A 14,782-nucleotide genomic window follows, 5' to 3' on the forward strand; every position below is an offset into this window, starting at 1 on the left:
CGGAGCCGCACTCGTCGCCGTCATGATCGCCGGGTCAAGCACGCCGTCAGACGTCGGCCCGTTCGCCGTCTCGTCCAACGTCACAGACGAGCCAACAACCGCCGACGCGATCGCCGGACCGTCGTCCAGGAACGTCACCGCAGAGCCGACGTCGATCGCCGCCGTCGACGCGCTGTCGCCGTCCGCGTCCGTCACCGTCGCCGTCACCGCGATCTTGCCCGCAAGGTCCAGCGCGTCGTTGTACGAACCCGCCGGCGTCACGTCGTCGCCGTCGCTCTGGTGCTCCAGCGCAACGTTCTGCACAACCTTCAGCGTGCCGTCGGCGTTCAGCGTCACCGTGAACGCCGTCTGCGTCCCGCCGACGTCCGTGTACTGGCCCTCGATCGGACCCCCGGCGACTGCCTGCACCAGCGTGATCGCGTGATCCCCCTGCGCCGTCTGCAGGCCGGAGTTCGCCGCCGTCAGCGACAGCGCATACGTCGTCGTCCCGGCGCCGTCCGCGCCGTAGTCCGACGTCACCGTCACGATCGGAGCCGCACTCGTCGCCGTCATGATCGCCGGGTCAAGCACGCCGTCAGACGTCGGCCCGTTCGCCGTCTCGTCCAACGTCACAGACGAGCCAACAACCGCCGACGCGATCGCCGGACCGTCGTCCTCTATGGTGATCGCCATGTTGGCGGTGGCGCTGCTGCCGTGGCCGTCCGTGGCGGTCACCGGCACGAGGAAGGTCAAGTCGTCTTCGGCGCCGGGACGGGAGTCGTTCGGGTGATCGATGGGCCCGAAAAGCTCGACGGCATAGCTGTTGCCGGTCGCGGTGATCTTGATGACCTCGATGCCGTTTGCGGATCCAATCAGCTCGCCGGTGCCAAGGCCGGCCCAGACAACCGGGCTGCCGCCCGATGTGAGAGAAGACGGTTGGCCGAAAACATAAGACAGCGCGTCGTTATCGGGATCCGAGCCAGGGAAGGTTCCGGCAATCAGCGTCGCGTTCGTCGTATCGTTCGAACCGTCACTATCCGGATTGCCATCGTTCAGCCCCTCTTCCGATACCGGACGTGCCGCGAAATCCGCGAGATGCGGATCACGGTTCCCTACGGCGGCATAGAGCTCGTACCGGTCGAGTCCGCCAAACCGCAATTCCGTCGGCGGCAGCAGAGCGCTGATGTCGAAGCCGTTACCGATGTCGCCGGCCGGGTGCTCGAAATTGCCACCCGCGCTGTTATGCTGGGCAGCCGCAGGGCCAGCAGAAATTGAGCCGTCGGCGCCGAAGGCGACGTTGACGCCGTTCGATTCGAGCGCCGCGAGCAAGGCGACGCGCGGAACCTCGACGTCACCGACGACAAAGCTCGGAACGTTTATGGCCCCGTCCTTGATGACGATGACGGTTCCATCGGCCTGTTGCAACACCAGGTTGGCGCCTTCGACACGAATGTTGTCGATCGAGGCGTTGGCCGGAAGATGAACGACATTACTTGCATCGGCGACATATTCGCCGTTGGTCGCCGGAGGCGTGGTGGTCGCCGCCTGACCCGGGGCCTGCTGTCCCGCCAGGGCCGGAGGAGCACCGACATCGACCGGCACGGGTTCGGATGACGCTGCCGGCGCCTGTGCGGCTGCGACAGGTGCCGCATTGCCGCCATCGGCGTCAGTGGTGCCGCCGCCGGGTGTGGCCGCTTGTGCTAGTTCAAGCTGGGGCGATTGCCTGCCATGTTCGCCGTGATCCTCATGCTGGTCCCACGAGGCAGAATTGCTCTCAAGCTCAATGCTGGTAGCCATAGCCCAAAACCCCTTGCCAAGGTTTCAGACCAAACAGTCAGGACCATCCTTTTGCAACCATTCGGAAATAGCCAACATATATCCCGATATGATCTCAGACAGAATTTTTACGACTGGTTAATATTTGCGATGGCGTGGCGTTACCGTCATCGCGGCTTGACGCGCGAACTGGAAAGAATTCTTGACGGCAGTTTTCGATCCCGCGCTCACAAGGCGACAGGGGGCAATCCGCCAAAAGTACGGCAAAAAGAATTACCGGTAAAACCGCGAGAGCGCCAACGATAGAGATCGGAACGTTCATGAAGTTGCCAATGAGTGTAATCTTCTAAAGTTTTACATAAATAAGATCATTTCCGTATCTCTATAATTTATCATCCTTCTTTTCCGTAATTTCAGAGCTTTTCGATAGCATTCCCAGCAAATGGTGAGTGCTATGACAATAAAACTGGCTCCAACTACGAAGAAAAAATATCGCGCGTTTCTCCTTGCCGCGATGCTGGGAATTGGCGCGTCGGCCCAGGCCGCCACGAGCCAGGCCCTGTCCGCGGGCGCGCCCGTGCGGGCAACGCCATATTTCACCGTCGAGTTCCTTGGCGGTGTCGCGCTGCCCTCCCCGAATGCTATTGTCGAGCCGTCGGCCTACCGCATTGCCGTATCGAGCGCCTTTGGACCGATAACGGACGAAGAACGCGTAACGGAAGAACCGCAGCCGATGCTGGACCCGATCCAGACCGGCGCCGTCATTCCCGGCGTGTTCGGTTCTGTCGCCATATCGATGCGTAACTTTCCCGCTTCCACGCGATGGGCCTCCGTCTACAGGGCTATTCGCGCCTGCGGCAACGAATGCGATCGCCTCAGCCCTGGTTTCGCATTCATTGTCGATGCGGTGAAGAACAAGAATTTCAGCGACAAGCTGGCCTTCGTCAACAGCGGCATCAACCAGCTCATCGCCTATCGCAAGGACAGTGCCACATATGGCAGGCTCGACTATTGGGCTTCGCCGGAAGAGACGCTGAGGCGGCGGGCCGGCGACTGCGAGGATTTCGCCATCCTGAAAATGGCGGCGCTCCTGCAGGCGGGCGTGCCGGCGTCAAGCATGTCGCTGGTGGTGCTGCAGGACACGAAACGGCGGGTCTTCCACGCCGTTCTCTCCGTCAGTACGTCGAACGGCGCTTTCATTCTCGATATTCTCGACAACGCTGTCGTGAAAGATACTTCACTTTCAAACTACGCGCCGCTCTATTCTTTCAGCACCGACCGCGCCTGGGTTCACGGCACCAGAACGGGAGAGAGCCGCGTGGCTTCGCTCAAGGGTGGCTTTGCCGGTATCGCCCCTGGCGAAGGGGCCATGAACTGATCCAGGCCCGCATGTGTCCGCATGCCCCGTTGCCCGGTTTCGACGCGGCCGCCCTTTCAGTCAGCCGTTGACGACGAAGGCCATCAACAGTTCCGGTCCCACCACGGGTGCCCGTGCAGCATTGATCTGCCCGCGATAGCGGCGCTCGCCGAAACCGATCACAAAGCCCGAGGCGACAGGAAGATTGCCGTTCAGGCGCAACCGCTCCAGTATGTCGGAGATGTTCAGGTCGAGCGCCAGTTTCAGTTCATGGCGGCCGTCGTCGTTGAGTCCGGCGGGCAACTGGCGGCGCACGAGATTCTGAAACGGCGGATTGAACGTCAAGATCTTTCGCGTGTTCTCGAGTGCGAAAGCGGGGGCCGGGCAGGCGAGCAGAATAGTTCTCACTGTTTCGACCGAAACGAGCCGGCGCAGTGCCGCATTTTCCAGAGTGGCATTCTGCAAACAAGTAACCCGTAGCGCTGAGCTTAGATTGGCGCCTTCGCCTGCTGCCTCAGCTATCTCGTCGACAATTGTGCCGAGCGTGCATTTTTTTTGCGCCGCGATCTTCTTCAATGCCTCCCAGAACCCATGTTCGAGGCGAATGCCGCGCCTTTGGCCATTGTGCGCGACGACCCTGAATTCGGGCTCAAGGTCTGGAACCTGTGGTTGATCGGGCTGCCCTTTACGGGAGTCCGGCAGCGCGGCTTTATCGCTCACGCATGGCCTCCTCCCGAGCCTTGTTGATCGGCTTCAACAGGTAGTTGAGGATCGTCTTACGCCCGGTCTTGATGTCTACCGAACAGATCATGCCCGGGATGATGGAATAGGTCTTGCCGTCACGCTGCAGCGTCGATTTGTCGGTGGTGACGCGGACTTGGTAGTAAGGCTCTCCGGTCTTCTCGTCGACCAGACTGTCGGCGGTAACGTTGGCGACCTTTCCCTCTATGCCACCGAAAATCGAGAAATCGTAAGCGGTGATCTTGATCAGGGCTTCCTGGTCAGGACGAACAAAGGCGACGTCGCGTGGCGAGATACGCGCTTCCACGAGCAAGGTTTCCGATGTCGGCACAATGTCGGCGACCACCGCTCCGGGTTGAACGAAGGCGCCCAGCGTGTTGACGCTCAGCGTATTGACGATGCCGTCGACGGGCGAGCGGATATCGGTACGGGCAACGCGATCAGTCGCCCCGCGGATGGTCTCCTCTACGACCGACAGGTCAGCCAGCGCCTGTGTGAGATCGTTGAGCGCTTCCTGCCGCAGTTCGAGGCCGACTTCGTTGACCTGGAGTTGTGCTTCGTCGATAGCGGCCTTGCTGCGTTCAATCGTTTCGGTCGCCAGCTTGATCTGGCCGCTCAACTCCGTCTGCTCGCGCTCGACGCGGATCTGCTCCGTTTGAGCAATCAGGCCCTTCTTGGCCATTGCGTTGACGAGCTTGGCTTCCCGGTCGCTGACAGCAAGGTTTTCATTCAGGCGGTCGAGATTGGCATTCGCCTCATCCAGTTCCTTTTGCCGTTGTTCCAGCCGGGATTTCAGCACCGAAAGCTTGTTAGCGAAATTTTCCTGCCTCGCGACAAGCAGCTTTTCTTCGTTGTTGCAAATCTGAGGTGCGCTTTTCTGGATGTCCGGTGGACAGACAAATGTCGCGTCGACCTGCCCGCTCTGCTCTTGTTTCAGGCGGGCTATGCGCGCTTTCAGTGCCCTCGCCTTGGCCTCCTGCTCACCCAGGCTCGATGAATTCATCGTGTTGTCTAGACGGATCAGCAGTTCGTCTTTCTTAACCGTCTGGCCAATCTTGACAGCAATCTCCTGAACCACGCCAGCTTCGCTGGCCTGGATGATCTGGGTTTTCGACGCCGGAATGACCTTGCCCTCGCCACGCGCTATCTCGTCGACCTCGGCGAGGGACGACCAGGAGACGAAGGCGACCAACAGCAGCGCTATCAATATTGTGGTGGCCGACGCGAACAGCGGCGGTCGATCTTCCCTAGCCAGCATTAGCCCCGTGCCCAACTGAACTCATCGCACCAAGAAATTCAGCCCGCCCCGATTATGAACCGCCACCAGGCTTCTGAAGCGCCTGAATGACCTGATCCTTCGGTCCGTCCGCTACGATCTTGCCTTGTTCGACAACAATAAGGCGGTCCACCAGTTCCAGCATGCTGAATCGGTGCGTCGACACGATGAGTGTCGTGTTTCCATCGAACGCCTTTTTCAACTGGCGGATCAACAATCGCTCCGACGCAAGGTCCATCGAGCCTGATGGCTCGTCCAGGAAAACGATCTTCGGCCTGGTGAGAAGCAGGCGGGCGATGGCGACGGCCTGCCGTTGCCCGCCCGACAGGTTCGTGCCGCGCTCGCCGACAGCCATGTCGTAACCGCGCGGATGGCGCGACACGAAGTCGTCGACGCCGGCCGCTTTGGCCGCCTGGATGATCTCCTCGTCGGTGGCGCCGGGGCAGGCCATCAGCAGATTTTCCTTGATGGTCCCGGAGAAAAGATCGCCCGCCTGCGCCACGACGCCGACAGCCGCGCGGGCCTCTGAGGGATGGTATTGCCGCACGTCGATGCCGTCGAGATAGAGTTCACCCGATGTTGGCAGGAACAGGCGACCGATCAACCGCCCCAAGGTGGTCTTGCCCGAACCGATGCGGCCGATGATGCCTATCCGTTCGCCCGGCTTCACGCTGAAAGTAAGGCCGGTCAGCACCTCATTCTCGGTGCCAGGATAGACGAAACCCACATTTCGAAAAGCCAGCGCGCCGGTGCGGACGGGCCGGTTGACAAAGCCGACCGTCTCCGGCCGGTCCTCGGGTTGGTTCATGATGCCGTTGACGATCCGCAGCGACAGAAGCGCCTGCCGCAGCCGGGCGAGCGTGATTGCAATCTGGCCCATTGGCGCCACGGCGCGGCTCGCCAGCATGACGGAGGCGATAATGGCACCGGTAGACATGTGCCCGGCCGCGAAGGAATAGGCGCCGGCGACCACAAGACCCACCGTGACCAGTTGCTGCAGCGCATAGGTGATATTGCCGGCGGCGGCAGACAGTTCCTTGATCTTCTCCGACGTATTGGCCGTATTTTTGGAATGCTCGTTCCATTTGCGCAGCAGGTAGGATTCGGCTCGAAGCGACTTGATCGTCTCTAGCGTGGAAATCGCTTCCACCAGCAGCGCCTGCCGCTGCGAGGTCTCGTTCATGGAGGCAGTCACGCATTTGCCGATGCGACTCTGGGCAACCAACCCGACGCAAACCGCAATGGCCACCGCAATCGCTGGAATAACGACGATCCAGCCGCCCACCACATAGATGACGATGAGGAAGACGAAGATGAAAATTGAATCGATGAACACGCTGATGGTGTTCGAGGTGAAGAATTCGCGCACGAACTCATATTGCGTCACCCGGCTGGCGTATTCTCCCGTGGACTGAGGGCGAGCCGCCAGCGAAGAATTCAGGATTTTGTCAAAAAGCATGTAGGAGATACGGATGTCGGCCCGATGACCGGCATAGTCGATCAGCGCAGCGCGAGCTGTTTTCAACAGCAGGTCGAACAGCACCACCACCCCTATGCCGAATGCCAGCACCCACAAGGTCGACACGGCCTTGTTGGGCAAGACGCGGTCATAGACGTTCATGGTGAAGATGGGCGAGGCCAGCGCCAGGAGATTGATGAACGTCGCCGCGAGAATGACCTTGGCGTAGGAACGCCAGAACGCCACCAGCGTGCCGCCGAGCCAGTGCCGCCGTTCGATCTTCGGGGCGACGCCGACGTTCATCTCCTCCGCAGTATTGGCGTAGGTGATGGAAAACGATACGCCGCCGGCTATGGTGTTGCCTTGCAGTTCCGCAGTGGTGATGGTTGTGCGTCCATCCTCCTGGAGCGCCGTCGCAAAGCCACTTGGCTCTTCGAAAAGCAGCGCTATCGGCACCCGGCCGTTCCGAAATAATATGGCGGGAAGGTCCACCCGCCCAGCGCGAAAATCGCGAGCGGCGAACTCCCTAGCCTCCAGACCTATACGCTCAGCCAGATGGCGGATTTCGTCGATCTCGATGCGCGCATCCGACAGCGGCACGCCTGCGAACAAAACCGTTTCCGCGCTCGGCCGCCCGAGAAAGGCGGCGATCGCAGAAAAGCAGGCTTTAAACGCGTTTCCCGGCGTTTGGAGTTGAGGATGCTGATTCACGACACACTCAACCAGGCCTCATTGCCGGCGTCCGAGGCATTACTTTTTCTTGCGAACGGGCGCCAGGATATCTAACGGAAGGTCGTTGGTCTGTTCCGATGGCGTCCGCGCGAAAGTTTCGACATCCGCCGTTTCCGGCACGGCGAACTCCGTTCGCGCATAAGCCTTGGCCTGCTTGGGAGGCGTTATCCCCTCGGTCCGCAGAAGCTGACCAGTCGCAGCAAGCAGGCGATATTCCGCAAAAAGCGATGCGAAGACTGCCGTGTCGGCCAGGGTCGCCGTGTTGAAGCGGGTGTTCTGCGCATCCAGCACATCGAGGAGCGAACGTTGGCCGACCTTGAATTGCTCTCGATATGACGCCACAAGGCGCTCGTTCGTTGCCGCTTGTTGACGCAGCGTCTTTGCAAGGTCCGCCTGCTTGAAGCGACGATCCCACGAAGTGCGAACAGCTTCCTCGATCTCTCGATAGACCTGGTGCAAGGCCAACCGCTGCTCGCTGGCGCGCCTGATCTGCTCCTGCTCGTTGGCCTTGTCGATACCCCCGCGATAGAGATTCCAGCGCAGCACCAGCCGCGCCTGGAGATCATCAGTGCGTCCTTCCGTTCCGTCTACATCGTCACCCGTGCGGGCAGAGCCTTCCGCGACCAGTTCGGGGCCGTACTTGGATCTCGCCGCGTCCACCAGCGCGGTCGCCGCATCGATATCGCTGTTGGCCATATGAATGCGCGGGTTGCTCTGCCTGGCCAGCCCGATCGCCTCGTCGAGAGAACGCGGCAGGGCCCTAGCGACCGATCCGGGCATTTTCGGATTGGTGAGTGGTTTGCCGACAGTCTTGAAGAAGCGAATCTTGGCGGCCTCCAATTCTTCGGAAGCTTCCTGGACACGCGCTTTTGCCGCCAGAACGCGCTCCTCAGCCTGCTGGCGATCCGCATCGGTCAGCGCGCCACCAGCGACGCTCTCGCGAATATCGCCGAGGATGGATTGGTGGAATCCGAGATTCTTCTTTGCCTCACGGACGATGGAGGCCTGAAGCATGTATTCCAGATAGTCTTGGACGACCGAAAGAGCGATGTACTCGGAGCGCTCCAGAACCCGGAAGGAGGCGCCGTCGACCCGCGAGGCCTGACGATCGACTTCCGCTCGGCGGGCGCCACTGTCAAACAGCTTCTGGGTTACCGTGACCCCGGCTTCCGACGGGTAAAGCGTATCATTCTCTACCGAAAGGGCGCGGCGCGATGGATTGTCGAGGCGACGCACGCCGGTCGATGCCTCGAGATCGACGCTCGGCAGGTAAAGACCTTTGGCCTGACGAAGTTCGAACTCGATCGCTTCGCGGTTTTCTATCGCCTGACCGATTTCCGGATTCGATTCTACTGCGACCGCAATAGCTTCCTTCAAGGAAAGAGCATTTGAGCTGCCCACTGAGAGGAACGTAGCGGCAAGCAATATTGCCACGCGCTTGGCTGAACACGCCATACGGCTCGAAAACATCACCCGCTTGCCCCTCAACTTGTCGACCGCGCCAGTCGACTTAAACCCATTGCTGTTCTAGCACACAATAACTCGCGTTCGACAAGAGCCGTTAGTGTTTCCCCACTTGAATTGGCCTAATCATTATGCCTTCGTGGCAAAATCGCCACATCATATAGGCTGCTGCATGGCCTGCTGGAAGGTGGCGACAGGATGGCCATCGTCCTGAAGGTTGCTCGAAGAAGTGGCCATGGCAGCGTGACTCAAACGAAACGACCTCCGGCAAACCCGGAGCGGTTCAGTACATGGTCCCAGGACTCGGCAATGGCGTTGGTGGCCGCGCCGATGGTCGTTGCCAGAAAAGGAAGGGATTGGTGGCCACCATCGTGGCCATGGCAATGGCGGCACAGGCGAGGTCGGGACGTACTGTGACAGGATCGCGGCGGGATCCCTAGCGATCGGCACTCCTGTGACGGTGACGTCAGCGAAGGCAAGAGTCGCCAGCGATACCGGGGCGCCGAAAGCGTGCTACCTGACGGGCCGCTCGCGACCCAGAGTGGGCATTACCGATTGCTCATGTGGCCGAGCGCGGCTGGCGTGGGATTTTACTCAGCAGCTTTTCATCGAGGAATTGTTCCAGATCCTCGATGGCCTCATCAATAGCTCCCAAAAGCTCTTCTTCTGCGCCGTTCTTTTCGAGAAATGCCAAAACCGCTTCGAGACGATCACGCTGCTCCAGAACTCCGTTCAGTGCTTCGATATCGCCAAGGGTGACGCTTGAGCCACTCATAGTGCGATCACCAGTTCGAAGTTCTCATCTTCGCACTCTCCGGCGTACCAGTTTCATTTTCACAGGAACGTGGCCGGCAATGCGCCTCAAGGCGCGACGCGGAACGCGATGCCCGTTGCCCTAAGAGCCGGAACGAGGCCGCAGCCGTCGAAAAGGCCCGCCGGCTTGTACTTTGCCCGCAATATGGCGGTGGCGCCGAGCGCGGCCGCCTTTTCCTTCAGCAGGGGCAGGGCCTCGGCCTGTGTCGGCATGGGCGATCCGATGGTCGGCGCGCAGGCCGCGACCGTAATTCGCTTGAGCATCACCGGCGTGCCCTGGATATGATCGACTACCGCGACCGAATCGGCTCCCGGCACGTCCGGTGCCGGCGGCTGGCTGGCGCAGGCGCCCAGTGCCACACAGAAAAGCACCGAACCCGTCCTCACGCGCATCGCCGTACCTCCGCACTTTCGTCGCCGTAACGATGAATGACGGCGATTTGTGGTCCGCCAGGACGGCGGGCGGCCTGGTATCCGCTCTCTGCGCGGCTGATGGACCGGGGAGGAAGGTGGATGCCTCGCCCCGGAATTGAACCGGGGATGCACGGATTTGCGGTCCGCCGCGTATCATTCCGCCACGAGGCACCGCGATGGTGCCGCGCAACCCGTTAAGAAATGGTTGCCGCAGCGGAAATTGCCGAGCCGCCGTATGGTTGACGCCGGTTGAGCGGGTTTTCCGCGGAAAGGGCACAGTTCCGTCGGGCGCAGGCCTATTCGCAGACAACGCGCGCCCGCTGCCCGGGACGGATCTCGTTGTGGCAGGCAAGCGCCTTTGCTGGCCTGCTCTGGGCCGGCCCACTCTGGGCTATCCCACTTTTCGCTGGCCGGCTTTTGTGAGCCGCACGATGCGGCCGGCGGGCCGGCCTCGACCAGCCGGTCGTCGGAGCCACGGGAAAGACCTCCGTCCCGCTCTGGACCGGAGGCGTTTGCGGCGGCGGGAGACGGGGGCGCCAATAGCGGCCGACGTCCAGTTCCTTCGCCACGGCGATGGTGCCGTCGGGTGTGCGCACGCAGCCGCCTGCCGTCAGCAGGCAGCCCAGAAGCAATATCGACAACCCGACTGTCCCGCCGGCGGCCTGCCGGCCTCTGCCCGCTTTCATTTCCAGAGATTCGTCCGTTCCTGTCGACTGGATGGCGTTCCGGCGCACCCTGTCGAGGCGGCCAAAATGCAGCGCAACTGCGGCATGACGATGGCATCCGGCCGCGCTTCGCATCGGTTAAGGTTAGTCGATCGTTAACAGGTGTAGTGCACAGTTCCTGCGTCGGGTCGCGGGGAGGCCCGATCGTGCATTGGCGGGGATGGGATGACGAAGGCGGACGACAAGGTCGCGAGCGGCGATGCGCTCCCCAGCGGAGCGTTGCGCGAATTCCTGGATGTCGGCTGCGACTGGCTGTGGGAAACCGATGCGGAATTGCGCTTCTCCTGGCTGTCGGACAATTATCGCGAAGCAACGGGCATCGATCCCGCCCGGGTGATCGGCCGCTTCCGCTTCGATTTCCTCAAGGCCGTGCTGGCGGGCAGTCGAAGCGCCGCCGCGCATCTCGAGGACCTGCAGGAACGCCGGCCGTTCCGCGATTTCGTCTACGAGCTTGGCGGCGGCAAGCCCGAATGCCGCTGGATATCGACATCCGGCGTGCCTCGTTTCGATGCGGAAGGCCGTTTCATCGGCTATCGCGGCGTCGGCCGCAACGTCACCGCCATGGCGGATGCGTTCGCAGATCTGAAAGGGGAGGGCAGGGAGAGGCCGCCGACAACCGGCGAAGTCGACCGCGACCTCCTGTTCGACCTGCAGCGTACGATCGATGCCATGACGATGGGCATCGTCATCCTCGATGCCGACCTCAGGGCGGAACTCGTCAATCGCGCCTTTTACGACATCTGGAAGGTGACGGCGGAGCAGGTGGGCATCGGCGATCCGTTCCGCGCCCTGATGGACGTCAATCGCCACAACGGCATCTACGATGTCGCCGACGACCGCTGGGAAATCTACGTCGCTTCGCGACTGACGGAGATCCGCGCCGGAGACGTCGCACCGCGCGAGTTCCGCCGGGCCGATGGCTGCGTCATGATCTATTCGGTGACGGCGCTTTCCGGCGGCAAACGACTCATCTCCTATTACGACGTCACCGAACTGAAGGAGCGCGAGGCCGAACTCGCCGAGGCCCTGGAGAAGGCCAAGCTCGCCGAGGCGGTGATCGACAGCGTGCCGAACCCGATGTTCGTCAAGGACGAAAACCTCCGCTACGTCCTGGTGAACCAGGCCTTCGCCGACTTCTTCGACACGACGCCCGAAAGGATCGTCGGCCAGACCGACGCCAGCCTCGTGCCGGCGCACGAGCAGGGCCTGTTCGAGGACGACGAACGGCGGGTCCTGGAAACCGGCGAGATCTACGAGGTCCAGACGGCCCACGTCCGCAACGGCGCCGAGGTCTATCGCATCGTGCGCAAGAACAGGGTCGGATCGGCCAGCGGCAAGGCCTATCTCGCGGCCTCGATCTTCGACGTGACCGAGATGAAACGGCGCGAGACGGAGGCCGAGGAGGCAAGGCAGCGCCTGGCCAGCGTGCTGGAATCGCTGCCGGCCGGCGTCATCATCTACGACCGCGACGACCGGTTCGTGCTGGCCAACCGCAAGCTGCAAGAATCGCAGCCGGAAATGACGGCTGCATGGGTGCCCGGCTCGACATTGCGGCAGGCGATGGAGATCGGGCATCGGGCCGGCTATTTCCGCAACAGCGGCGATCCGGCGCTCGACGCGCTCTACGACAGCGATCCGGAAGGCTGGCTGGACAGGCGGGTGGCGCTGTATCACGGCCCCAGGCGGGTTTCGGAGCGGCGCAATCCGGACGGGCGCTGGTATCAGGCCTACGATGCCCGCACCGAGGACGGCACCTTCATCGGCGTGCGCGTCGACATCACCGAACTGAAGGAACGCGAGCAGGCGCTGCGGGAGTCGATGCGGGAGAACGAGGTGTTCCGTTCGCTGATCGACAACGTGCCGGTGTCGATCTACGCCAAGCGCTCGGACCTCAGGCTTTTCTACGTCAACAAGGGCTGGTGCGACCTCACCGGCGTTTCCAAGGAAGAGGCGATCGGCAGGACCGACATCGAGGTCTTCGGCGCCGACGGCGAGGCCTTTGTGGCGGGCGACCTCGCCGTGCTTCGCTCCGGCGAGACGCAGGAAGTCGAGGAGACGGTGACGTCGGCCGACGGTTCCGTGCGCCACCAGTTCGCCCGCAAGGGCGCGATGATCGCCTCCGACGGCTCGCTCTACCTGATCGGCTCGACCACCGACATCACGCTGCTCAAGCAGCGCGAGGCGGAGTTGCAGCAGGCCGAGCAGCGCGCCGTGCTGGCCGACCGCGCCAAGTCCGAATTCCTCGCCAATATGAGCCACGAGATCCGCACGCCGATGAACGGCGTGCTCGGCATGGCCGAACTGCTGTCCAAATCGGAGCTGGACGCCAAGCAGCGCACTTTCACCGACATCATCGTCAAGTCGGGCAACGCGCTGCTCACCATCATCAACGACATCCTCGACTTCTCCAAGATCGACGCCGGCCAGCTCGTGCTCGATCCCGCGCCGTTCAGCCTGGCGGAAGCGATCGAAGACGTGGCGACGCTGGTCTCGACGCGGGCGAAGGAAAAGGACCTGGAGCTGATCGTGCGCGTCGAGCCGGGACTGGACTCGATGTTCGTCGGCGACGTCGGGCGCATCCGCCAGATCGTCACCAACCTGCTCGGCAATGCGGTGAAGTTCACCGACGAAGGCCATGTGCTGGTGGACGTCACCGGCCGCAGGATGCCGGCCGGCACCCGCCTGACCATCTCGGTGACCGATACCGGCATCGGTATTCCGCCGGACAAGCTCAGGCAGATCTTCGAGAAGTTCAGCCAGGTCGACGCTTCCTCCACCCGCCGGCACGAGGGCACGGGGCTGGGGCTTGCCATCACCTCGCGACTGGTGGAGATGATGGGCGGCGAGATCGGCGTCGAGAGCGACGAGGGCAAGGGCTCGACCTTCTGGTTCACGGTGACGCTGCCGAGCGCCGCCGAGCAGGGCGCACGCCGCATCATGCCCATCGACGTCAGCGGCGCGCGCGTGCTGATCGTCGACGACAACGCCGTCAATCGCTCGATCCTGAGCGAGCAGATGGCCTCCTGGGGGTTCGATTCCTGCGCGGCCGAAAGCGGCACGGAAGGGCTCAAGGTGCTGGTGGCCGCCGCCGCTTACGGCCTGCCGGTGGACTGCATCGTGCTCGACTACCAGATGCCCGGCATGTCGGGGCTGGAAATGGCGCGTATCGTGCGCGCCACCGAAGGCCTGGCGGGCACGCCCATCATCTTGCTGACCTCGGTCGACCAGTCGCTTGCCGGCTCCAGCTACCGCGAGCTCGGCATCGATGCCCAGCTCATCAAGCCGGCGCGCTCCTCGGCGCTGCTGGAAACGCTGGTCGCCACCATCCAGCGTCATCATGCCGTCGCCATGCACCAGCAGCAGGCAGAGCCGGTGCCGACCGACAATGCCACCCCGTCCGCCGCGAGCGCGGTGCAACCCGGACCCCGGCGCGCGCCTGCGACGGAGCGGGCGATGCTCGCCCCGCCGCCGGCCCGGCCGCGTCCGGCCGTCGCCGAGGGCGCGGGGCTGGATATCCTCGTGGCGGAGGACAATGAGGTCAACCAACTCGTCTTCACCCAGATCCTCGGCGAAACCGGCTTCAGCTTCGAGATCGTCGGCAACGGCCGCAAGGCGCTGGAGGCCTGTTTCAAGCTCAAGCCACGCATGATCCTGATGGACGTGTCGATGCCGGAGATGAACGGCCTGGAGGCCACTGGCGAGATCCGCCGGCGCGAAGAGATCGAGGGCACGCACGTTCCCATCGTCGGCGTCACCGCGCATGCGCTGAAGGGCGACCGCGAGCGTTGCATCGAGGCCGGCATGGACGACTACCTGCCCAAGCCGATCAGCCCCAAGGCGCTGGCCGAGAAGGTAGAGCGGTGGCTGGGCGGCAGGGCCGACACACAGCGACGCGCCTGACGCCGGTCCATCCGCGATACGGCAACCGTGCGGGGAGACCCGCGCGGCGCGCTTGTGCGGTGTCAAACCGCCGACACGAAACTGTCATGCGACTGTAACACAGCGGGTCTATGGCCTCACCGGGCGCCGCCAAAAGGCGTCGAGAG

General features: G+C 62.4%; 9 protein-coding genes and 1 tRNA gene. 2 read left to right on the forward strand and 8 right to left on the reverse strand.

Annotated features, from left to right (window positions below):
- Window positions 1-1,776: DUF5801 repeats-in-toxin domain-containing protein (locus E6C48_RS19070; protein ID WP_230978868.1), on the reverse strand; the 1,776-nt coding region annotated here is incomplete at its 3' end.
- 433 nt (window positions 1,777-2,209) lie between these two features.
- On the opposite strand from E6C48_RS19070, the gene E6C48_RS19075 reads away from it, so the two are divergent.
- The gene (locus E6C48_RS19075) at window positions 2,210-3,133 is read left to right on the forward strand and encodes a transglutaminase-like cysteine peptidase (protein ID WP_136359779.1); all 924 of its coding nucleotides are present in this window, start codon (window positions 2,210-2,212) and stop codon (window positions 3,131-3,133) included.
- A gap of 60 nt (window positions 3,134-3,193) precedes the next feature.
- Here E6C48_RS19075 and E6C48_RS19080 read toward each other — a convergent pair whose 3' ends face one another.
- The 7 genes from E6C48_RS19080 to E6C48_RS22620 all read right to left on the reverse strand — a co-directional run bounded on the left by E6C48_RS19080 (window position 3,194) and on the right by E6C48_RS22620 (window position 10,182).
- Window positions 3,194-3,832, reverse strand: a complete 639-nt coding sequence (locus tag E6C48_RS19080) for a ribbon-helix-helix domain-containing protein (RefSeq protein ID WP_136359780.1) — start codon at window positions 3,830-3,832, stop codon at window positions 3,194-3,196.
- The gene (locus E6C48_RS19085; protein ID WP_136359781.1) at window positions 3,822-5,111 is read right to left on the reverse strand and encodes an HlyD family type I secretion periplasmic adaptor subunit; all 1,290 of its coding nucleotides are present in this window, start codon (window positions 5,109-5,111) and stop codon (window positions 3,822-3,824) included. The genes E6C48_RS19080 and E6C48_RS19085 overlap by 11 nt, the downstream gene beginning before the upstream one ends.
- A 52-nt stretch (window positions 5,112-5,163) precedes the next feature.
- The gene (locus E6C48_RS19090) at window positions 5,164-7,299 is read right to left on the reverse strand and encodes a type I secretion system permease/ATPase (RefSeq protein ID WP_136359782.1); all 2,136 of its coding nucleotides are present in this window, start codon (window positions 7,297-7,299) and stop codon (window positions 5,164-5,166) included.
- A gap of 39 nt (window positions 7,300-7,338) precedes the next feature.
- Window positions 7,339-8,790, reverse strand: coding sequence for a TolC family outer membrane protein (locus E6C48_RS19095; RefSeq protein WP_136359783.1), 1,452 nt, complete (start codon window positions 8,788-8,790; stop codon window positions 7,339-7,341).
- A 553-nt stretch (window positions 8,791-9,343) separates the two neighbouring features.
- Entirely contained in the window at window positions 9,344-9,559 is a 216-nt protein-coding gene (locus tag E6C48_RS19100; RefSeq protein ID WP_136359784.1) for a hypothetical protein, read from the reverse strand.
- An 86-nt stretch (window positions 9,560-9,645) separates the two neighbouring features.
- On the reverse strand, window positions 9,646-9,990 hold the full coding sequence (locus E6C48_RS19105) for a hypothetical protein (RefSeq protein WP_136359785.1): 345 nt from the start codon (window positions 9,988-9,990) through the stop codon (window positions 9,646-9,648).
- 117 nt (window positions 9,991-10,107) lie between these two features.
- Window positions 10,108-10,182 (reverse strand) — tRNA-Cys (locus E6C48_RS22620).
- A 719-nt stretch (window positions 10,183-10,901) separates the two neighbouring features.
- On the opposite strand from E6C48_RS22620, the gene E6C48_RS19110 reads away from it, so the two are divergent.
- Window positions 10,902-14,636 (forward strand): PAS domain-containing protein, encoded by a 3,735-nt coding sequence (locus tag E6C48_RS19110; RefSeq protein WP_136359786.1) that lies wholly within the window; start codon window positions 10,902-10,904, stop codon window positions 14,634-14,636.
- Window positions 14,637-14,782 lie beyond the last annotated feature (146 nt).

Source organism: Ollibium composti (assembly GCF_004801285.1).
Taxonomy (GTDB): domain Bacteria; phylum Pseudomonadota; class Alphaproteobacteria; order Rhizobiales; family Rhizobiaceae; genus Mesorhizobium; species Mesorhizobium composti.

Excerpts from the sequence above, each read along its gene's own strand:
- E6C48_RS19075 (WP_136359779.1), top strand. The coding sequence starts at position 2,210 with ATGACAATAAAACTGGCTCCAACTACGAAGAAAAAATATCGCGCGTTT.
- E6C48_RS19085 (WP_136359781.1), bottom strand. The coding sequence starts at position 5,111 with ATGCTGGCTAGGGAAGATCGACCGCCGCTGTTCGCGTCGGCCACCACA.
- E6C48_RS19095 (WP_136359783.1), bottom strand. The coding sequence starts at position 8,790 with ATGTTTTCGAGCCGTATGGCGTGTTCAGCCAAGCGCGTGGCAATATTG.
- E6C48_RS19100 (WP_136359784.1), bottom strand. The coding sequence starts at position 9,559 with ATGAGTGGCTCAAGCGTCACCCTTGGCGATATCGAAGCACTGAACGGA.
- E6C48_RS19105 (WP_136359785.1), bottom strand. The coding sequence starts at position 9,990 with ATGCGCGTGAGGACGGGTTCGGTGCTTTTCTGTGTGGCACTGGGCGCC.
- E6C48_RS19110 (WP_136359786.1), top strand. The coding sequence starts at position 10,902 with ATGACGAAGGCGGACGACAAGGTCGCGAGCGGCGATGCGCTCCCCAGC.